We start from the raw sequence: 19,432 nt of genomic DNA on the forward strand, positions 1-19,432 counted from the left end.
GACCGATGAGCGGGGCGGACCGGCGGATGTGGCCGCTGTACGCGGCGGGGTTCACCACCGCGTTCGGGGCGCACGCGGTGGCGGCGAACCTGGGCGGGTTCGCCGCCGACGCGGTCACCTCGCTCCTGGTCCTCGGCGGCCTGCTGGCCCTGTACGACGGGGCCGAGGTGCTGCTCAAGCCGGTCTTCGGGACGCTCGCCGACCGGATCGGGGCGCGGCCGGTCCTGCTCGGCGGCCTGGTCGCGTTCGCCCTCGCCTCGGCGATCTATGTCGTCGCGGACAGCCCCGGCTGGCTGTGGGCGGCCCGGCTCGGCCAGGGCGCCGCCGCCTCGGCGTTCTCCCCGGCGGCCTCGGCGCTGGTCGCCCGGCTGAATCCGGCCGCGAAACACGGAAAGGCGTTCGGCTCGTACGGGTTCTACAAGTCGATCGGCTACACGCTCGGGCCGCTGCTCGGCGGGGTGCTGGTCTGGGCCGGCGGACTGCGGCTGCTGTTCGTCGTGCTCACCCTGCTCGGGCTGGCGGTCGCCGGGTGGGTCCTGGCCGCGGTGCCGGTGGTGCCGCCGCTGCCGAAGGTCCGGCAGACCGTGCTCGACCTGGCCCGCCGCATCGCCGACCCGGTTTTCCTCGGGCCGACGGCCGCCCTCGCCGCGGCGACCGCGGCGCTGTCGGTGGGCGTGGGCTTCCTGCCGGTTCTCGGACGGGCCGCCGGGCTGGGCACGATCGCGACCGGCGCCGCGGTGTCGGTGCTGGCGCTCTGCGGGGCCGTCGTGCAGCCGCGCGCCGGGCGGGCCCTGGACGACGGGCGGCTCACCACCCGCACCGGGCTGACCGTGGGCCTGGCGGTCAGCGCCGGGGGACTGGTCGCCGCCACGCTGCCGGGCCTGGTCGGCGTGCTGGCCGGGGCGGCCCTGATCGGCATGGGCACCGGGCTGATCACCCCGCTGGGCTTCGCCGCGCTGGCCGCGAGCACCCCGAAGGAACGGCTGGGACAGACCATGGGCACCGCCGAGCTGGGACGCGAGCTCGGCGACGCGGGCGGGCCACTGCTCGTCGCCGGCGTCGCGACGTACGCAAGCCTGGGTCTTGGTTTTGTGGTTCTCGGGGTCTTGCTGGCCGCCGGGGCGGTGCTCGCGCTCGGTCGCCGCCGGGCCCCGGCGCCGGAGGGGTGACGCTTCATGTGCCTTTCATGCCGGGTCTTTAGCGTCGCCCGGCATGAGCGACGTGCTGGCGGTCGACGCTGTCGGCCTCACCAAGACCTACGGCGCGCTCACCGCGGTCGACCGGCTCAGCCTGCAGGTCGGACGGGGTGAGGTGTACGGGGTCCTCGGCCCGGACGGGGCCGGCAAGACCACCCTCCTGCGGATGCTGTTCGGGCTGATCCGGCCGGACGCCGGGACGCTGAGCATCTTCGGCCGCACCTGGGCCGCCGACGGGATCCGGGCGCTGGACGGGGTCGCCGGGTTCATCGAGAGCCCCAGGTTCCACCCCGGCCTCTCCGGCCACAAGAACCTGCAGCTGCTCGGCGGCCTCGACGGCGGCCCGAGCCGGTCCCGGATCGACGAGGCCCTGGAGACCGTCGACCTGCGCGACCGCGCCCAGGACCGGGTCGGCGGCTACTCGTCGGGCATGCGCCGGCGCCTCGGCGTCGCCGCGTCCCTGCTGCGCGACCCCAGGCTGCTGGTGCTCGACGAGCCGGCCAACGGGCTCGACCCGGCCGGCATCCGGGACATGCGCGCGCTGGTCAAGCGGCTCGCCGAGAGCGGAATGACGGTGCTGCTGTCCAGCCGTGACATGGCCGAGGTCGAGGAGATCTGCGACGGCGTGACCATCGTGCGGACCGGCACGGCGGTCTACCACGGCTCGATCGCCGCGCTGCGCGCCCGGGCGCCGGAGCAGGCCCACACGATCCGCACCACCGACGACGACCTCGCCGCCCGGGTCGCCGTGCGCCGCGGGCTCGGGGTCGACCGCCTCGACCAGGGCCTCGCCGTGCGCGGCCCGCAGGCCGAGATCGACTCCCTGGTCGCCAAGCTGATCGGCGCGGGCATCGCGCTGCGCGAGCTGGCCCGCCGCGAGACCCCCCTCGAAGCCCTGTTCCGCAGGCTCACCGAGGCCCCGGCCGGCGCCCTCGCGTGACCGCCACGAAGTTGGAGTACGCGGCTTCCTGGGGGCCGTCGCCGGTCAGACGCGGCCGTTCTGGTAGGCCCACATCGCGATCTCGACCCGGTTCCGGGCCGGCAGCTTCACCATCAGGCTGGCGATGTGGGTCTTCACCGTGCTCAGGCTGATGAACAGCTCGGCCGCGATCTCCTGGTTGGTGCGGCCGCGGGCGACCACCGCGAGCACCTCCTCCTCGCGATCGGTGAGCGGCTCGAGCGGCTTGCGGCGCGCCTTTCCGGTCGCGAACGTGCCGAGCAGGCGCGCGGTCACGCTCGGCGCGATCAGCGCGTCGCCGGATGCGGCCGCCCGCACGGCCTGGTCGAGCAGGTCGGCGCCGGCCTCCTTGAGCAGGAAGCCGCGCGCCCCGGCCTGGAGCGCCGCGAAGACGTGCTCGTCCAGGTCGAAGGTGGTGATCACGACGACCGGGATCGGGTGCAGCCGCCGGGTGGCCTCGATGCCGTCCAGCACCGGCATCCGGATGTCGAGCAGGCAGACGTCCGGCCGCAGCGACTGGCCCAGCGTCACCGCCTCCTGGCCGTCGGCGGCGACCGCGACGACCTCGATGCCCGGGCGTGAGTTCAGCAGCATGGCCAGCCCGGTCCGGACGATCTCCTGGTCGTCGGCGACCAGCACCCGCAGCGTCACGTCGCCGGCCCGGTGCGGTGGATCTGTCGCCCGTCGGTGTCGCCGGCCGCGAAGCGCCCCTCGGCCGCGTCTGCCGGGAAGCGCCCGTCGGCCGCGTCTGCTGGGAAGCGCCCGTCGGCCGCGTCTGCTGGGAAGCGCCCGTCGGCCGCGTCTGCTGGGAAGCGCCCGTCGGCCGCGTCCGCTAGGAAGCGCACGTCGGCGAGGCTTGCTGGGGAGCGGGGCAGGGTCGCGGTGACGCTCCACCCGCGATCCGGGTTCGGCCCGGCCGAGCAGACCCCGCCGAGCAGCTGGGCGCGCTCCCGCATGCCGGCCAGCCCGAAGCCACGACCGGTCGGCGGCGCCGGCGCCGGCTCGCCGTCGTCGGTCACCCGCAGGTGCACCGCGGAGTCGTCGGTGGCCACCCGCACCTCGATCCGGGTCGCCTGCCGGGCGTGCCGGCGGGCGTTGGTGACCGCCTCCTGGGTGAGCCGGAAGACGGCCGCGCCGACGGCGGGCGGCAGCGCGGTCAGGTCGCCGGTGACGTCCAGGTCGACCGGCGGGTCGCCGCCCGCGAAGGCGAGCAGCGGAACGGGGTCGTCGCTGCGGAGCGCGGCCACGACCGTACGCATCTCGGCCAGGGCCGACGCCGCCTCGGCCTCGATCACCCGCAGCGCCTCGGTGGCCGCCGCCGGATCACTCTCGGCCATGGCCAGCCCGGCCTGCGCGCGGATGGCCATCGCGCTCACGTGGTGGGCGACCGTGTCGTGCAGGTCGCGGGCGAGCCGTTCCCGCTCCACCACGCGTACCCGGTCGAGCTCGCGCAGCCGGCCGATGGCCCGGTAGCGCATCGCCGCCCCGAGCGCCGCGACCCCGAACGTCACCGCCGCGCCCGCCGCCGCGGTCGGCGCCGGCATCTGCTGCGCCACCACCGACGCGACGATCTTGGCGGCGATCACCCCGGCGCCGATCACGATCTCCCGCCCGGAACCCCAGCGGACCAGCGCGTACGGCAGCAGCACCAGGAAGGCCAGCGACCGCGCCTCGGGCGGGACGCCATCGGTGAAGAACGGCGCGACGAACGTCGCGGGGAACGCGATCGCGACCATGAGCAGCGGATGACTGCGCCGCCAGAGCAGCGTCGGCGCGAGCAGGAAGACCAGCAGGACGGCCGTGAAACCGCCGGGCAGATCCGGTCGAGTCAGGCCCTCGATGACCGCCAATGCGCAGAAAACGCCGACAAGCGCCCAGTCTCGCCACGACCGCGCCGGTGCGCCGGGCGCGCGCGGCTCATCCCAGAGCGAAGCCCACATTCAGTGCCTCAACGTCAGCCTCAACAGATCCTCGTTGTCGAGAGCGTACAAGGCGTGCATGGTGAAGGTCGGAAACCGCCACTGGTCGGACGCGCCGTACTCGATGACCCGGTCCCGGTTCGGGTCGGTGCTCTGGTCCGGCCGGCCGAGCGCCACCCAGAGGCTGCTGCGCTTCGGGATCGTGCCGCCGCGGCCGGGGATCGGCCCCGCGTACGCGTCGAAGTCGAGATCGCCGTGGAAGTGCAGGAAGATGTTGATCACCGTGCCGTAGTCGTCGGCGAGCAGCGACACGCCCAGTGCCGGCGACTGGTACGACCGGGCGGGACCGGCGCCCAGGGCCGGCAGCAGGTGGTATTCACGGCAGATGTCCTGGGCGAACGGGTCGGCGAGGTGCCGGCCGAGCAGCTGGGTCACGTCGGTGCGCGGGACGACCGGCGGGGGAGGCGGCTGCATCGCGGGGATGCGCACCTCGATCGGGTCCTGCCTGTCCAGGTGGGAGCTCCGTGGCTGCTCGTCGACATCGAGGGCGTCCCGGGGCGTGGACGCGGGCGCGTGCCGTCCCGGGAGCACTCGATCCAGAAATCCCATGGCCCTCTCCAGCCGGCGAAGTCGATCCCTCTCCGCATTCGAGTGACAACAGTAGGAGAGCGCGACTGCCTTCGATAGATGCTTCCCATGCCGTTTGTGTGATCGACATGTCACAGTCGCCACTCGGTCGATCAGGTCACGTCGACTGCTCTGCGGGAACCCCGGCGAGGGCCGCCGGATGCGTTGTCCCATGGAGGAACTCGTGGCAGACCGACGTCAGGTTCTGCGCATGGGCGCCGTCGCCGCCGCCGCACCCGCCCTGACCGCCGCCGTCGCGACCCCGGCCCGGGCCACCGGGCACGACCACGATCGGGTGACCTCGGAAGTGTTCGGCCATCGCGGCGCCTCCGGCTACCGGCCCGAGCACACGCTCGCCTCGTACGAGCTGGCCGCCCGGATCGGCGCCGACTACATCGAGCCGGACCTGGTCGCCACCGCCGATCACGTGCTGGTCTGCCGGCACGAGCCGGAGATCGGCGGCACCACCGACGTGGCGAGCCACCCCGAGTTCGCCGACCGGAAGAAGACCGTGCTGCTCGACGGGGTCAGCACCACCGGCTGGTTCGTCTCGGACTTCACCCTCGCCGAGCTCAAGACGCTGCGCGCGGTCGAGCGGCTGCCCGCCGTCCGCCAGCGCAACACCCTCTACAACGGGCTGTTCCAGGTGCCGACCTTCGACGAGATGCTCGCGCTGCGGGCCCGGCTGTCCCGGGAGCTCGGCCGCGACATCGGCGTCATCCCGGAGACCAAGCACCCGACGTACCACCGTGCTCTGGGTCTGGAATTGGAGACGCCGCTGCTGCGGTCGCTGGACCACTTCGGGCTCAACCACCGGGGTGCGAAGGTGTGGATCCAGTCCTTCGAGTCGGTCAACCTGCGCGACCTCCGGCCGCGCACGAGGGTCCACCTGGTCTTCCTGACCAGCGCGAGCGGCACGCCGTTCAACGACCCGAAGACGTACGCGCAATACCTCACGCCGGCCGGGCTGAAGGACCTGTCCCGCTACGCCGACGGCATCGGCCCGGACAAGGCGCAGGTCATCCCGCGGCTCGCGGACAACACGCTGGGCACGCCGACGTCGCTGGTCAGGGACGCGCACGCGGCGGGGCTCCGGGTGATCCCGTACACCTTCCGCGCCGAGAACCAGTTCCTGCCGGCCGACTACCGGGTGGGCACCGACCCGAACGCGTACGGGAGGGCGCTCGACGAGCAGATCACGTTCCTGAACGCCGGGATCGACGGCCTCTTCACCGACCAGGCCGACATCGGCGTCCTGGCCCGCCGGCTGCGTTAGTGCTTGGGGACGATCGTGGGGTAGATGTGCTCGAAGCTGAGCGCCTTCCCGAAACCGGTCGCCACGATGAAGGTGATGCCGAGCGCGATCCCCAGCAGCACGATCGCGAACAGGCCGTACCCCGCGACCCGGCCCGCCACGCGCGGCGCCGGGCCGGCGGCGGACCAGGCCATCGAGCGGATGCCCAGCGCGAACAGGATCGGCAGGCCGGCGCCGAGCGCGAGCCCGGCCAGCAGCACCCGCCAGGCGCCGTCGACGGCGAACCCCACGTTGTTCATCGGTCGGCCTCTCAGTTCGCGGCGGTGGCGGGGACGCGCTCGGGCAGCTCGGCCGGGCTGGCCACCGCGTCCCAGTCGTCGTTGACGTTGTGCTGGTCGACCGGGACGCGGCGGCTGCGCAGCCACATCCCGGCGGCGGCCGCCACCAGCAGCAGGAACATGACCAGCGCGCCGGGCAGACCGCCGATCAGGTCGCCGATCCACCACATCAGCGCGCCGACCAGGCCGGCCGCGGGCAGCGTGATCAGCCAGGCGAGCACCATCCGGCCGGCCACCCGCCAGCGCACCTCGCCCGCGGGCCGGCCGACGCCCGAGCCGAGCACCGAGCCGGTCGCGACGTGCGTGGTGGAGAGCGCGAAGCCGAGGTGGCTGGAGGCCAGGATCACCGCGGCGGACGCCGACTGGGCGGCCATGCCCTGCGCGGGTGCGATGTCCACCAGGCCCTTGCCGAGGGTCCGGATGATCCGCCACCCGCCGAGGTAGGTGCCCAGCGCGATGGCCACGGCGCAGCTCACCTTCACCCACAGCGGGATGCTCTTGGTGTCCGTCCAGTTGCCGGAGGCGATCAGCGCGAGGGTGATGACGCCCATCGTCTTCTGCGCGTCGTTGGTGCCGTGCGCCAGCGAGACCAGCGAGGCGCTGCCGATCTGGCCCCACTTGAAGCCCTGCTGGGTGTAGCGGACTGCGATCCCGGCCACGACCTTGAAGATGACCCAGGTGCCGACGGCGGCGACCACGCCGGCGATGACCGGGGACATGACCGCGGGCAGCAGCACCTTGCCGACCACGCCGTCCAGCTTCGAACCGTCGCCGTTCCACTTCACCCCGGCCCAGCCGAGGCCCGCGACCGTCGCGCCGATCAGCCCGCCGAACAGCGCGTGCGACGAGCTCGACGGCAGGCCGATCAGCCAGGTCAGCAGGTTCCAGATGATCCCGCCGACCAGACCGGCCAGGATGATCATCAGGAGCGCCGTCCCGCCGTTCGCGGTGAGCGAGTCCTTGGGCGTGCCGTCGGAATTCTGGATCTTGACGACCGCGTTCGTGACGGTCAGCGCGACCTGCACCGACAGAAAAGCTCCAAGCAGATTGAGTACGCCGGACAGCGCCACCGCCGTTTTCGGCTTCAGCGCCTTGGTCGCGATGGTGGTCGCCATCGCGTTCGCCGTGTCGTGGAACCCGTTGGTGAAGTCGAAGGCAAGCGCGGTCACGACGACCAGGGCGAGGATCACCGAAGCTTGTGTCACGCAGCGATGGTCACCCGAATGACGCACCCCTTGCCAGAGGATGAACGTCACCTTTTCGATGTTCCGCCCTCGTTAACCGACCGTTTACCTAATGCAAACACAGAGTGTTGGATCTCGATACAAACAGTGAGCAAGGCAGGAGGTGAGCCCCGTTCGTTCATGTGAGGTTCATCATTGGGCGGGCGGATCCACCAGTGGCCAGCCGCCGGCTGCCAGGTGCGCGGAGACCCGCGCCACGTCGGCCGGCGTCGCCTCCTGGAGCATCGAGTCGCTGATCATCTTCTCGATGTCGTCGCCGCCGATCGGGTCGGTGGAGAGCAGGGACTGCCTGGCCAGGTCCTTCGCGATCTGCCGGATCTCGTCCTCGGTCAGCTTGCGCCGCAGCACGCCGAGCAGGGCGACGTAGTCCCCCCGGGGCACCCCGGTCGGATAGCCGGCCCGCAGCCAGTCAACGGCGCGGGTCAGGAAGTTGGATCGGGAATCGCTCACCGAGGTCCCCCTGTCAGTGCTTGTCCGCGATCGTCGGGAAGATGTGCTCGAAGCTCAGCTGCTTGCCCAGGCCGCTGGCCACGATGAAGGTGATGCCGAGCAGGATCCCGGCGAGCACGACGGCGAACAGTATCCAACCGATCACGGTACCGGCCGGGTTCGCCCGCGGGCCGGCTTCGACGCTGGAGCCCCAAGCCAGGGAACGTACCCCCAGCGCGAAGATCAACGGAAGGCCTGCGCCCAGGATCAGGCTGGCGAGCAGCACCTTCCAGATCGCCTCGAAGGTGAACTGCAGGTTGTTTGCCATGTCCGTCAGCCCTCTCAGCCGGCCGTGCCCGCGGGAACCTTCGGCTCCGCTTCGACGGTGTCGTCCCACTCGTCGTTGACGTTGTGGTGGCCGACCGGCGCCCGGCGGGAGTGCAGGTACATGTACCCGGCCGCGGCGAGCAGCACCACGAAGATCACGATCGCGCCGGCCACGCCGCCGATCACATCGCTGAGATACCACATGGCCGCGCCGACCAGGCCGGCCGCCGGCATCGTGATCAGCCAGGCCGTCCCCATCCGGCCGGCGACCCGCCAGCGCACCTGCCCGCCCGGCCGGCCGACACCCGAGCCGAGGATCGAGCCGGTGGCGACGTGCGTGGTGGAGAGCGCGAAGCCCAGGTGGCTGGAGGTGAGAATGACCGCGGCCGAGGCGGATTCGGCGCCCATGCCCTGCGGCGGCGTGATCTCGACCAGGCCCTTGCCGAGCGTCCGGATGATCCGCCACCCGCCGAGGTAGGTGCCCAGCGCGATCGCGACCGCGCAGCTCACCTTGACCCAGAACGGGATGCTCGTGGTGCTGGTCCAGTGGCCCGAGGCGAGCAGCGCGAGGGTGATGACGCCCATCGTCTTCTGCGCGTCGTTGGTGCCGTGCGCCAGCGAGACCAGCGAGGCGCTGCCGATCTGGCCCCAGCGGAAACCCCGGTCGGTGTACCGCGTGGCGACCCCGGCGACGGCCCGGTAGATGAGCCAGGTGCCGACCCCGGCGACGATGCCGGCCACGATCGGGGACGCGACGGCCGGGAGGATCACCTTGCCGACCACGCCGTCGAGCTTGGTGCCGTTGCCGTTCCAGTTGACACCGGCCCAGCCGAGCCCGGCCACGGTCGCGCCGATCAGCCCGCCGAACAGCGCGTGCGACGAACTGGAGGGCAGGCCCAGCAGCCAGGTCAGCAGGTTCCACACGATGCCGCCGACCAGACCGGCCAGGATGATCAGCAGGAGCGCCACGCCGCCGTCCGCGGTGAGCGACTCCTTGGGCGTGCCGTTCGAGGTCTGGAGCTTGACCACGGCGTTGGTGACGGTCAGGGCGACCTCGACCGAGAGGAAGGCGCCGATGAGGTTGAGGAAGCCCGAGAGGGCTACGGCAATCTTCGGCCGCAGCGCGCCGGTGGCGATGGAGGTGGCCATCGCGTTCGCCGTGTCGTGGAAGCCGTTGGTGAAGTCGAAACCCAGCGCGGTGACGATCACCAAGACGAGAATGACCGTTGACTCTGTCACGAAATCAGACTCGCGCCGTAAAGGTCAGGCCTGGAAGAGCCTGGTCGGGGCGTACTCAATGTTCCACGGCGGTTAGGCCGAACCACCCGCATCGTTCGCCGAAAAGTCAGGCCGCCCCGGGTTTCCATGGACTCTTTTCGGTTAGCGCCTCGGCCGAAAGTACGGTCTTTCGCCCCGTCTTCGGAACGAGAAATCCGTGGCCACGAGCCCGATGAGTCCCGCGCCCGTCGCCGGGAGCATCTACCGCATGAACTCGCGCAGGAGCTGGCTCATCCCGACCGGCCTGATCGCCCTGACCAACATCCCGTCACTCGGCGGCGCCGCCCGGCTGAGCGACCTCGCCGCGAACGGAGCGGTGACCGCCGACAACGCCCGTTTCCACGCGATGCCGCTGCCGGTGGTGCTGCACATCGTCGCGGCCCTGATCTACTGCTTCGCCGGCGCCTTCCAGTTCGCGCCCCGGTTCCGCCGTCGCCACCCGCGGTGGCATCGGGCGTCCGGCTGGGTGCTGGTTCCGGCCGGCCTGATGGTCGCGGTCTCCGGTGTCTGGATGACCTTGACGTACGCGTTCCCGCCGCCCGACGGCCTGGCCGTGAAGATCGAGCGGCTGATCGTGGGCCCGGCGATGTTCGCGGCGATCATCCTGGCCATCGTGGCCGTGCGCGGACGCAACATCGCCGCCCACCGGGCCTGGATGATCCGGGCGTACGCGCTGGCCCAGGGCGCCGGCACCCAGGCGCTCACCCAGCTGCCGTGGATCCTGCTGGTCGGCCCGACCGGCACGGTGTCCCGAGCGGTCCTGATGGGCGCGGCCTGGCTGATCAACGTGCTAGTCGCCGAGTGGATCATCCGCCGCCACCCGATGGGTTCCGGCTCGCCCCGCACCCGCCGCCCCGTCCCGGCCGGGGCGAGGCGGGTCATGACGGGAGTCCGCTAAGGCCAGGGCCGCCCACCGCGCAGGCACCACGCCCTGCTGATGCTCCTATGCCCACGCCCGCATCCGCGCCCGGGGCGAACGCGCCAACGCCACCCTCAGGACCTGGAAAGTCATGGTCAAGCTCCGCTGCCGCCCATGCCGAGCCCCCGTAGGCTCGGCTGTCGTGGGATCGCCGATATCTTTCATCCATCACGTTGCCGTGTTTGCCTCGGACTTCGAGGGGAGCGAAAGGTTCTACACGGCCGCACTGGAGCCGCTCGGAATCGCTCCTGGTTACCGTGCCGACGGTGTCGCCGAGTATTGGCATCCGGATCGGGACACGCCGTCGGTGTCGTTGGAACGCGCGGACGCAGCGGCTACCGCGACCAAGGGGATGCACCTGGCGTTCGCGGCCGGCAGCCCGGCGGCGGTAGACGCCTTCCACGCTGCGGCAGTGGCGGCCGGGGGCGCCACCCGGCACGCCCCGCGGTTTTGGAGTGAGTATCGCGCTTACTGCGCGTTCGTCAGCGATCCCGATGGCAACAACATCGAGGCCGTCTGCAAGGAGACCCAGTGACGGCTCAGCCTTGGTAAAGCGACCGCGGTGACGGCACGCCTGCGCCGCGGACCGCGCGTTGTCTCTGGCATGAGCGGAAGGCCGCACTAATGCCATCGCATCACGAGCAGAACCGTGGCATTGTCGCCGACGTGAATCGTTCCTGGGTCCGGCCGGCCGCTGTGACGGCCCGGATTGCCGTCCGGACGGGATGGATAGACGTTCTCACGCGCGTGGAGACGCTGTGGCGCTGACCGATCTTCACGGTGGCTTTCGCGACGAGGATCAACGTCAAAGGGTGGCCCAGCTGATCCTGGACCGGTTCGGGGACGAACGGAAACAGGACGAGCTCCACTCCCTGATTAGGTTTTCGTCGCAGCTGTCGGATGCGCAGGAGCACATTGACGAGGCGGAGTTGGCCGACACGGTGAGCGGAGAAAAGCTCGCCGCGGTTCAGGCTCTGATCAGGGCGGTGAGAACGTCGCACGACGCCGTCGACGGCTGGATCCGTACGACGTCGCGGTTGCCCCCGTTGCGTGCGGCGGAACCGCGACTCGAGATCCGTCCGCCTGCTCCTGTGCCGTACGGTGCAAGCCTGGCCCAGGCTGAGGCGGAGTTCGCCACGGGTGCCGACGGCGCCGCATTTCGCCTGGCTGAGCTGCTTGAACACGAGGGTGACCGGCACCGGGCGGCCGCGATGTACCGGCTCGTCAGTGAGGCCGGCGACGTGGACGCCCTGTATGCCCTCGGCCGCGTTTACTGGGCCCAGGACCAGTACGAGAGGTCGCAGGCCGGCGATCAGTTCTGGCTTCCAGCGTGGCGGATCACGGAGGTGTGGCAGCACGCTGCGGACCTGGGGTCGGTGGAGGCCATGCACGCGGTCGCCATGATGGCAGGCTCCGGCTCCGGCATGGCTCTTCGCTACCTTCGCAAAGCGGCAGCACTCAACCATCCACCATCCTGCTATGCGCTCGGGTACGACGCGGCTCAGCGCGGGGATCGTGAAGAAGCGCTCGCGTGGTGGACTCGGGCCGCCGAGAGCGGCTACCAACCCGCGGTTGAGGCGATCCCTCTTCTTGCCTCCGTCTGACCGTGCCGAGCGTACGAGGGTGCGCCGGCCGGGCCTGCTCGCGCAGCACGTGCGGTCGAGGTCAGCTGGTGAAGACGGCGAAACCACCGGCTGTTATGACGGGGACCGTGACAAGCGCGGTGATGGCGGCGAAGGCCACCATCCCGGGCCGAAGCTTGGTGGTGGTCATGGCGGTGTTGCCGGCGTCCGGGATCTCGCGGAGCATGGCGACGATTCGCTGGACCGTACGGACCTGGCAGCGCTCGTTCGACCGGTACTCGCCGCCGCGGGTGTCCCACAGGGGCGAGTCCACGCGAAAGTCGATGTGGTCGCCGTCCACGAGGTCGAGTCGGATGCCGAGGCCTGACCGCGAGAAGGTGCCGATCAGGCGTCGCGGCACGCTGATGCGGCGAAAGGCTGTGTCGATGTGTAAGTGGTGCGGCGTCACCACGAATCTTGCGGCGGGGCCGGCCAGATAGCAGCCTGCGATCATGCCGGCCGCTATCGCAAGCACGAGAAGGTTGTCGACAAGCGGGTTGGTGTTCCAGTACACCGCGGGCAGGGCGACCAGGCCGCCGAGCACCATGCCCAGGTAGGCGATCGTGCTCTGGCGGCGCACGGACCGCCGTCGCCGCCCGGAGCGATGGATCGGATCGGCGAATGTGGGCGGCTGAGCCAGCGGCACGTCCTCGTAACGCATCGTGCTCGCGGTGGACAGCCGACCGGAGACGGCCACGAACAGCGCCACGAATCCCACAAGGGCGGGTGCCCCGCTTGCCGTGACCTCGGGAAAGGCGGCCCACAACCCGGCTCCCGCGCCCACCAGCAGGAGCCCGGCGGCGGACACGATCCCAGTGAGCCGCCAGGTCCAGACCAGGGCCCCGCTGTGGTGCCAGCGGGCGGCTGCCGAGTGGCGAGGCGCGTTGTGGCCTACCGCATCCCGCGCCGGCGCCGCACCCGGGTCACTCAGTTCCGAAGCCGCCCCATCGGACCTGTCACGCGAGGCGGCGAAGTCGACCATGATCCCAGCGTACGAGGCGCGAGCCACCACCTCGTCCACCAGTTCGACGGCGCCGCACGGATCCGCCGCGGGCGGTGTGCAGGCCCCCCTGATCGTTAGGGTCCGTAAGCAGAGGCCGGACCTCGGCCCGCCGTCATGCCGATGCGCCGGATGGTCGTTGGTCGGCCCGGCCGACCGATTCCGCGATCCCGACGGCCGGGGAACGTACCGTGGAACGGTGACCGTCGAAGCCACTCGCGCTCAGCTGCAGCGATTACGGTCGGCGGTCGCCGACGAGTTGAGTGGGCTTGAGGCAGACCTGCATGCCGTGTTCGAGGCCAGCCAGGACTCCAACGCCGATGACGAACACGACCCCGAGGGCAGCACCATCGCCTACGAGCGCGCACAGCTCACCGCCGTCCTCGCCGCAACCCGTCGCCGGTTGGCCGACCTCGACGAGGCCCTGACCCGCCTGGAGTCGGGCGCCTACGGCATCTGTGAACGCTGCGGCCTCCCCATCCCGGCCGACCGCCTGGCCATCCGCCCCTTTGCCCGCACCTGCGTCACCTGCACCTGACAAACCGCGTACGCCGGCACAGGTACCGAACTGAAGGATCAGCCGCGCCCGGAACCTGACCGGCGCACCGACTTTGGCCGCCAATCGCACACGTGGGCGGATGAGCGTGCATGCGATCAAGAGGCGGTCTTTCCTATATCGCGCCGGCTGCGGTAGAGCAGTGCGACCGGGCGGTAATACAGGTCGACGGCGGAGGTAGTCCATTTCGTACGGCTCGTGAGGACCGTTGCTGATCGAGTCAAGACGTTCGTCGTAGATCTTTTCCGGGTAGTGAAAGCTGCCGTCGCCGTAACCGGAATATGACATTCTTTGAGCGGAGTCGGCCGGGTCGGGATCATTTCGGTTCGCGTTCGGGGCTGCGAATCTGCTGCTCGGGCCGTCTGCCGAGATGTCGGCGGTGTCCTGGCCCGTGGGCCGTCGCGGAAACCCGAACTTTGCTGGTAGGAGGCTTGCGTGCGGCCGCGCTGCCCGGCACGGACAGCGGCGACGTGACCACCGCAGCCTCACCTCGTACTCTCGCAAGGGCCTGCTTGACCAGCAGAAAATGGCCTTTCAAGATTGCGGTCGACGCCATTGTAGATCGAGGATCATCCCGCGCTGGGGTGCGCCGGAAATATCACCGACGAGCAATGTTTTAACTATTACAAGATAGCTATGTGTGTCAATGTAAAGTCCTTGTTTCCGATCGGCTACGGGCGTAACGTCCAGCCGGGAATGGACATCAGTCCATCGGATTCTTCCAACGTCAGGAGGCGCTATGTCAGCCATGACGTACGCACCGCCCATGCCGACCATGGGCCAGCAGATGTTCACCGGCTTCGGTGACGGCGGCACCGCGTACGGTGCCCAGCAGGGCGGCCAAGGGCTCGCCGGCAGGTTCGGGCCGGAACAGGGACAGCAGCAGATGCTCCAGGTCGCGCAGCAGCAGCTGGCGCACCGCATCGCCCAGCAGCTGATCCGGCAGCAGGTTGCTCAGCTCTTGACGCAGCAGCCGGGCATCATCCAGCAGATCGAGCAGACGCAGCTCGTGCAGCATCAGGCGTACACCCACCCGCTGGTGCAGTCTCTCGCCCAGCAGCCCGTGGTCCAGCAGATCGCCCAGCAGGCGATCCAGCAGATCGTCCAGTCCGGCCTGCTGCAGTTCGTGCACCAAGCCGCGCAGCAGCTGGTCCAGCAGCAGCTGATGCAGCAGCTGACTTCGCAATACGGTGCGCAGCAGGGCGTCGGCCAGCAGTACGGCCCGCAGCAGCCCTTCGGTCAGCAGCAGCCCTTCGGTCAGCAGCAGCCCTTCGGTCAGCAGCAGTATGGCCCGCAGCAGGGCTTCGGTCAGCAGTACGGCCCGCAGCAGGGCTTCGGCCAGCAGTACGGCTTCGGCCAGCAGCAGCCGCAGTACCCCTTCCAGGGTAGCCCGCTCGGCCGCTAGGGCCCGTCTCGCCGATCCGCGCCATGACTCATCGGATGGCACAGGCGCCACCGCGGATCGATCACCTGCCGCCGGTCGACGCGGGCGGCAACTCGCGCTGACGGCGTGGACCGTTCGTCCCGGCGGCGGGTTGATCGGGTGCACTGTGCACGCCGGCGGCCGGCACGGCTCGAAAGAGCCCCCGGTCGCCGGCCTCCGGCTCGAAGGAGCCCCGGTCGCCGGCCTCCCCGGCGCGGCGCCGGAGGGGCCGGCGACGAGGGCTGGAACCCGTCACATGACACCACAGCGGAAGGAGCAGTGCTATGACGGAGGGGAACCACGCGCGCGACGACGCAGGCGATGCGGGCCGCTCGCCTGATGCGGTTCGGTCACGCACCGGACGGTACCTGGTGGCCCCGACCGGGTGGGTGACCGCGGCCGATGCCGCCGCGGACCCGATGGCGAGGGAGCAGAAGCTCATCGAGGCGCTGCGACGAAACCCTGACCTGCGCGTGCTGCGGGTCGTTCGGAGCTCCGTCGCCGAGGCCGCCGCCGCGGAGGGTCACGCCGACTCCGCGGGGCTGCGGTATCCCACGGTCGCGGTGGTGGAGACGACGCCGGAGCAGGCCACCATCCTGGCGGCGCGGCCGGAGTTCCACGTCGACATCGACCAGCCGCTCAAGCAGCGTGAGTCGCTGCCGCCCTGGCCGGCGACGGATGCGAGCAGCTTCGACGAGTTCACCCAGGTGCGGTTCCAGGCCCGCAACGAGGAGGGCGAGCCGGTCCAGGACGCGTTCTTGTACGTCCACGGCGGGGCCTATCCCGTGACGGGCCGCACCGATGCCGAGGGCTTCGCCGAGCTGACAGTTCCGGCCGGCACCCTCGATGACGTGGCGGGGGTGTACGTTCGCCCGCGCGCGGACCACTGGAGCGTCGTGGTCGACCGGCCGGCCCTGTCGCACACCGAGATCAACACGGTGGTCTGCCGGCGGCTCGGCGAGGTTTCGGAGGAACGTCCCGGCGCGGACTGGGCACGCCAGGTGATCGGTTTCGACCGCCTTCCGCCCACGTACCGGGGGCACGGCGTGAAGATCGCCGTCGTCGGCTCGGGGGTCGCCGCCGGGCGACTCGCCAGCGAGCAGGTCACCGGCGGCATCGATGTCGTCGGGCAGGACGACAAGTCCTGGGACCAGGACCTGACCGGGCGGGCCACGCACCACGTGGCGCTGATCGTCGGACAGGACGGCGACCGGCTGGTCGGGGTGGCTCCGGAGGCCGAGGTGCACGTCTGCCGGGCGCTTCCCGGCGGCCGGCTCAGTAACCTCATCGAAGTGCTCGACTACTGCATCACGCAGGAGGTCGACATCATCGACCTCGGCGTCTACGCCGAGCAGCCCTCGGTTCTGGTGGCGCAGAAACTCGAGGAGGTACGCCAGGCGGGCATTCTCTGTGTGGCGGCGGCCGGCGACACCGGAGGCCCGGTGGGGTTCCCGGGCACGCTGCCCCCGCTGCTCACCGTCGCCGCGCTGGGCCGGTTGGGCACCTTCCCGCCGGACAGCGCGCACGCCGCTCAGATCGCGGGTGTCCCGACCCCGGAGGGACTGTTCGCCGCTCGATCCAGCTGTTGCGGTCCGGAGGTCGACGCATTCCTGCCCGGCGTCGCGGTGATCTCGGCGGCGGCGACCGGCGGCAGGGTAGCCCTGGACGGCTCCGCTGTCGCGGCCACCTACGGCGCGGCACTCGCGGGCCTGGTCCTGGCACACCACCCCGATTTCCGGTACGGCTTCGTCAGCCGCGGACCTGCACGCGTGCAGCGGCTCGCTCAACTCGTCCGCGCGAGCTGCCGTCCGCTTGCCGGCCTCCCGGGCGCCGGTGTCCCGGACGCCGCGGTGGCGGTCGGGCTCGCACCGCCGTACGTGTCACCCGGTGAGCCGTGGGCCGGCGATCCCACTCAGGTGCCTCAGCACGCGATGCCGGCGGACCGGCTCCGTACCGGATATGCGGAACCGTCGCCAGGGGAGCAGGCAGCGACGCTGTCGGCGGCCCTGCGTGCCGCCGAGCTCCTGGTTCCGGAGCTGGACGACTAGGGGGTATAGCTTCCAGGAACCCGGTGGCATGTCGCACCGATGTCACCTTCCGCGGCGCACAATGTCGCCATGCGGGTGTTGGTGGCCGAGGATCACCGGACCCTTGCCGCGCGGATCGGCGAAGGGCTGCGTGACGCGGGGCTGGCGGTCGACGTGGTGAACGATGGGGCCGCCGCGCTGGCCGCGGCCGCGGAGACCGCGTACGACGTGGTGGTGCTCGACCGGGATCTGCCGGCCGTGCACGGTGACCAGGTGTGCCGCCGGCTGTCCGGTGGGACGCCGCGGATCCTGCTGCTGACCGCGGCGTCCGGAGTGGACGATCGGGTGGACGGCCTCGAGCTGGGGGCCGACGACTACCTGGGCAAGCCGTTCGCGTTCCACGAGCTGGTCGCCCGGGTGCGCGCGCTCGGGCGCCGGGCACCCTCCGCGCCGCCGGTGGTGCGGCTGGCCGACCTGACCGTCGACCGGGCCCGGCACCGCGCCACCCGGGGCGACCGGACGCTGTCGCTGACCCGCAAGGAGTTCGGCGTGCTGGAGATGCTTGCCGCCGCGGACGGGGGCCTGGTCAGCGCCGAGGAACTGCTCGAGCACGTCTGGGACGCCAATGCGGACCCGTTCAGCAACATCGTCTCGGTGACGATGGCCCGGCTGCGCCGCAAGCTGGGCGAGCCGCCGCTGATCCGTACGGTCGTCGGCAGGGGTTACCGGCTGTGCGACCACGACTGACCGTCCGGGCCCGGCTGACCCTGCTCTACACCGGGCTGTTCCTGGCCTGCGGGGTCGCGCTGGTGGCCATCACGTACGGCGTGGTTGCGGGTCTTCCGTACAACGCCCCGGACGACACCGGCAAGCCGGGCGGCACGCAGGAGCTGCTCACCATGTGCCGCGACTATCAGGCCAGCTCGGACCAGAGGCTGCGCTTCAAGTGCGAGTCGGCATACCAGGAGGGCAAGCTGGCCGGGGCGAAGGATCAGCGGCAGGCCACGCTCGACAACCTGCTGCGCGGCTCGCTGCTCGCGCTCGGCGGCGTCACCCTCTTCGCGGCCGCGGCCGGCTGGTTCGTGGCCGGCCGGGTGCTGCGGCCGGTCCAGCAGATCACCGCGGCCGCCCGGGCCGCCTCCGAGCACAACCTGGACGCCCGGGTCGCGCTCACCGGCCCGCGCGACGAGCTGCGCGAGCTGGCCGACACGTTCGACGCGATGCTGGCCCGGCTGCAGGCGGCGTTCGCGAGCCAGGGCCGGTTCATCGCCGACGCCGGGCACGAGCTGCGCACCCCGCTCACCGTGATGCGCACCGCCGTCGACGTGGTGCTGGCCAAGCCCGATCCCACCCGGGAGGAGCTGCGCGACATGGGACGGGACGTGCAGGCCGCGGTGGCGCAGACCGAGCGGCTGATCGCGGCCCTGCTCACGCTGGCCCGCAACCAGGGCGGGCTGACCGTCCGCGAGCCGGTCGACCTGGCTACGGTCGCCGAGGACGCGCTCGACTCGGCCGCCACCGACGGCGTACGGCGGCACACCCTGCTCGACCCGGCGGGCACGGTCGGCGACCCGGTGCTGCTCGAGCGGCTGGTGGTCAACCTGCTGGAGAACGCGGCCCGCTACAACGTGCCCGACGGCGAGCTGTGGGTGGTGACCGGCACCGACGACCGTACGGCCTCGGTCACGGTGGCCAACCGCGGCCCGGTGGTCCCCGCCGACCAGGTGGCCACCCTGTTCGAGCCGTTCCGCCGCCTGAATGGCCGCACCGCCGACGGCGGCCTTGGCCTGGGCCTGACCATCGTCGCGTCGATCGCCGAGATGCACGCCGGTTCGGTGACCGCCCACCCGCGCCCGGACGGCGGCCTGACCGTTAGAGTCACCTTGCCGCTTGGCTGAGCCGTGACCCTGGCCCTGGCCTGGGCGCCACCGCCGGCAAAGGAGGGACCCGCGTGGCGGACGCCGACGACGTGCGCCGGCTGGCGCTGAGCCTGCCCGGGGTGGAGGAGATCGACAGCGACGGCTTCGACTTCCGGGTCGGCAACCGTGGCTTCGTCTGGTCGTATCCCGAGCGGGTGCCCGGCAGGCCGCGGGTGATCCGGACCGACGTCGCGGTGCTGTACGTCGGCGACGAGGCGGAGAAGCAGGCGCTGCTGCTGGGCGAGCCCGGCCTGTTCTTCACCCACCCCAGCTACGACGGCCTGCCGCTGGTGATGCTGCGCCTGCCCGAGTGCACCGTCGACCGCCTGACCGAGCTGGTCACCGACGCGTGGCGGATGCGCGCCCCGGCCGACCTGGCCGGCGACGTCTAGGGC

Annotated in this window: 21 protein-coding genes and 1 pseudogene; 12 read left to right on the plus strand and 10 right to left on the minus strand. The window is 71.1% G+C overall.

The annotated features are described in order from the left end of the window. Both ODJ79_RS45575 and ODJ79_RS45580 read left to right on the plus strand, forming a co-directional pair. Positions 1-1,169 (plus strand): MFS transporter (locus ODJ79_RS45575; protein WP_263030000.1); only part of this gene is annotated, 1,169 nt, incomplete at its 5' end. 43 nt (positions 1,170-1,212) lie between these two features. After that, entirely contained in the window at positions 1,213-2,136 is a 924-nt protein-coding gene (locus tag ODJ79_RS45580) for an ABC transporter ATP-binding protein (protein ID WP_263030001.1), read from the plus strand. Positions 2,137-2,181: 45 nt separating this feature from the next. Here ODJ79_RS45580 and ODJ79_RS45585 read toward each other — a convergent pair whose 3' ends face one another. The 3 genes from ODJ79_RS45585 to ODJ79_RS45595 all read right to left on the minus strand — a co-directional run bounded on the left by ODJ79_RS45585 (position 2,182) and on the right by ODJ79_RS45595 (position 4,682). Beyond that, entirely contained in the window at positions 2,182-2,805 is a 624-nt protein-coding gene (locus ODJ79_RS45585) for a response regulator transcription factor (protein WP_263030002.1), read from the minus strand. Continuing rightward, positions 2,802-4,004, minus strand: coding sequence for a sensor histidine kinase (locus tag ODJ79_RS45590; protein WP_263030003.1), 1,203 nt, complete (start codon positions 4,002-4,004; stop codon positions 2,802-2,804). Before ODJ79_RS45590 ends, ODJ79_RS45585 begins: the two co-directional genes overlap by 4 nt. A 90-nt stretch (positions 4,005-4,094) precedes the next feature. Continuing rightward, entirely contained in the window at positions 4,095-4,682 is a 588-nt protein-coding gene (locus ODJ79_RS45595) for a hypothetical protein (RefSeq protein ID WP_263030004.1), read from the minus strand. Positions 4,683-4,884: 202 nt separating this feature from the next. Between ODJ79_RS45595 and ODJ79_RS45600 the strand changes: the two genes are divergently transcribed. Next, positions 4,885-5,976, plus strand: coding sequence for a glycerophosphodiester phosphodiesterase (locus ODJ79_RS45600; protein ID WP_263030005.1), 1,092 nt, complete (start codon positions 4,885-4,887; stop codon positions 5,974-5,976). On the opposite strand, the gene ODJ79_RS45605 is transcribed toward ODJ79_RS45600, so the two are convergent. The 5 genes from ODJ79_RS45605 to ODJ79_RS45625 all read right to left on the minus strand — a co-directional run bounded on the left by ODJ79_RS45605 (position 5,973) and on the right by ODJ79_RS45625 (position 9,532). Further along, on the minus strand, positions 5,973-6,254 hold the full coding sequence (locus ODJ79_RS45605; RefSeq protein WP_263030006.1) for a hypothetical protein: 282 nt from the start codon (positions 6,252-6,254) through the stop codon (positions 5,973-5,975). The two genes, ODJ79_RS45600 and ODJ79_RS45605, sit on opposite strands and share 4 nt — an antisense overlap. Positions 6,255-6,265: 11 nt before the next feature. Further along, on the minus strand, positions 6,266-7,498 hold the full coding sequence (locus ODJ79_RS45610; RefSeq protein ID WP_263030007.1) for an inorganic phosphate transporter: 1,233 nt from the start codon (positions 7,496-7,498) through the stop codon (positions 6,266-6,268). 171 nt (positions 7,499-7,669) lie between these two features. Then, positions 7,670-7,987 (minus strand): DUF3349 domain-containing protein, encoded by a 318-nt coding sequence (locus tag ODJ79_RS45615; protein WP_263030008.1) that lies wholly within the window; start codon positions 7,985-7,987, stop codon positions 7,670-7,672. A gap of 13 nt (positions 7,988-8,000) precedes the next feature. Continuing rightward, a complete protein-coding gene (locus ODJ79_RS45620; RefSeq protein ID WP_263030009.1) occupies positions 8,001-8,294 on the minus strand; it encodes a hypothetical protein in 294 nt (97 codons plus the stop codon). 14 nt (positions 8,295-8,308) lie between these two features. Next, entirely contained in the window at positions 8,309-9,532 is a 1,224-nt protein-coding gene (locus ODJ79_RS45625; RefSeq protein WP_263030010.1) for an inorganic phosphate transporter, read from the minus strand. A gap of 247 nt (positions 9,533-9,779) precedes the next feature. Here ODJ79_RS45625 and ODJ79_RS45630 point away from each other — a divergent pair, with 247 nt between their 5' ends. From ODJ79_RS45630 to ODJ79_RS45645, 4 genes and pseudogenes are all read left to right on the plus strand, one after another. Beyond that, positions 9,780-10,469, plus strand: coding sequence for a DUF2306 domain-containing protein (locus ODJ79_RS45630; RefSeq protein ID WP_263030011.1), 690 nt, complete (start codon positions 9,780-9,782; stop codon positions 10,467-10,469). Between the two features lie 49 nt (positions 10,470-10,518). Next, a pseudogene (locus tag ODJ79_RS45635) lies at positions 10,519-10,614 on the plus strand (IS5/IS1182 family transposase); the annotation flags it as partial. A gap of 18 nt (positions 10,615-10,632) precedes the next feature. Next, positions 10,633-11,025 carry a VOC family protein gene (locus ODJ79_RS45640; RefSeq protein ID WP_263030012.1) on the plus strand — a complete coding sequence of 131 codons (393 nt, stop codon included), beginning with the start codon at positions 10,633-10,635 and terminating at the stop codon, positions 11,023-11,025. A 223-nt stretch (positions 11,026-11,248) separates the two neighbouring features. Beyond that, positions 11,249-12,094, plus strand: a complete 846-nt coding sequence (locus ODJ79_RS45645) for a tetratricopeptide repeat protein (protein WP_263030013.1) — start codon at positions 11,249-11,251, stop codon at positions 12,092-12,094. 61 nt (positions 12,095-12,155) lie between these two features. Here ODJ79_RS45645 and ODJ79_RS45650 read toward each other — a convergent pair whose 3' ends face one another. Continuing rightward, positions 12,156-13,094, minus strand: a complete 939-nt coding sequence (locus tag ODJ79_RS45650) for a hypothetical protein (RefSeq protein ID WP_263030014.1) — start codon at positions 13,092-13,094, stop codon at positions 12,156-12,158. A gap of 217 nt (positions 13,095-13,311) precedes the next feature. On the opposite strand from ODJ79_RS45650, the gene ODJ79_RS45655 reads away from it, so the two are divergent. After that, positions 13,312-13,650, plus strand: a complete 339-nt coding sequence (locus tag ODJ79_RS45655) for a TraR/DksA family transcriptional regulator (RefSeq protein WP_263030015.1) — start codon at positions 13,312-13,314, stop codon at positions 13,648-13,650. 760 nt (positions 13,651-14,410) lie between these two features. Here ODJ79_RS45655 and ODJ79_RS45660 read toward each other — a convergent pair. Continuing rightward, positions 14,411-15,115, minus strand: coding sequence for a hypothetical protein (locus ODJ79_RS45660; protein ID WP_263030016.1), 705 nt, complete (start codon positions 15,113-15,115; stop codon positions 14,411-14,413). Between the two features lie 347 nt (positions 15,116-15,462). Between ODJ79_RS45660 and ODJ79_RS45665 the strand changes: the two genes are divergently transcribed. The 4 genes from ODJ79_RS45665 (at position 15,463) to ODJ79_RS45680 (ending at position 19,429) form a co-directional block, all read left to right on the plus strand. Next, positions 15,463-17,139 (plus strand): S8 family serine peptidase, encoded by a 1,677-nt coding sequence (locus ODJ79_RS45665; protein ID WP_263030017.1) that lies wholly within the window; start codon positions 15,463-15,465, stop codon positions 17,137-17,139. A gap of 69 nt (positions 17,140-17,208) precedes the next feature. Continuing rightward, complete coding sequence (locus ODJ79_RS45670) at positions 17,209-17,865, plus strand: response regulator transcription factor (protein WP_263030018.1); 657 nt, start codon at positions 17,209-17,211, stop codon at positions 17,863-17,865. Continuing rightward, positions 17,850-19,016 carry a sensor histidine kinase gene (locus ODJ79_RS45675; RefSeq protein ID WP_263030019.1) on the plus strand — a complete coding sequence of 389 codons (1,167 nt, stop codon included), beginning with the start codon at positions 17,850-17,852 and terminating at the stop codon, positions 19,014-19,016. The genes ODJ79_RS45670 and ODJ79_RS45675 overlap by 16 nt, the downstream gene beginning before the upstream one ends. Before the next feature lie 53 nt (positions 19,017-19,069). Next, a complete protein-coding gene (locus tag ODJ79_RS45680) occupies positions 19,070-19,429 on the plus strand; it encodes an MmcQ/YjbR family DNA-binding protein (protein ID WP_263030020.1) in 360 nt (119 codons plus the stop codon). Positions 19,430-19,432 lie beyond the last annotated feature (3 nt).

The sequence above is a fragment of the Actinoplanes sp. KI2 genome (assembly GCF_025630775.1).
GTDB lineage: Bacteria > Actinomycetota > Actinomycetes > Mycobacteriales > Micromonosporaceae > Actinoplanes.

Bases quoted from the DNA above. Each gene is read 5' to 3' on its own strand.
- ODJ79_RS45620 (WP_263030009.1), bottom strand. From the start codon at position 8,294: ATGGCAAACAACCTGCAGTTCACCTTCGAGGCGATCTGGAAGGTGCTG.
- ODJ79_RS45670 (WP_263030018.1), top strand. From the start codon at position 17,209: ATGCGGGTGTTGGTGGCCGAGGATCACCGGACCCTTGCCGCGCGGATC.
- ODJ79_RS45605 (WP_263030006.1), bottom strand. From the start codon at position 6,254: ATGAACAACGTGGGGTTCGCCGTCGACGGCGCCTGGCGGGTGCTGCTG.
- ODJ79_RS45580 (WP_263030001.1), top strand. From the start codon at position 1,213: ATGAGCGACGTGCTGGCGGTCGACGCTGTCGGCCTCACCAAGACCTAC.
- ODJ79_RS45630 (WP_263030011.1), top strand. From the start codon at position 9,780: ATGAACTCGCGCAGGAGCTGGCTCATCCCGACCGGCCTGATCGCCCTG.
- ODJ79_RS45650 (WP_263030014.1), bottom strand. From the start codon at position 13,094: ATGGTCGACTTCGCCGCCTCGCGTGACAGGTCCGATGGGGCGGCTTCG.
- ODJ79_RS45595 (WP_263030004.1), bottom strand. From the start codon at position 4,682: ATGGGATTTCTGGATCGAGTGCTCCCGGGACGGCACGCGCCCGCGTCC.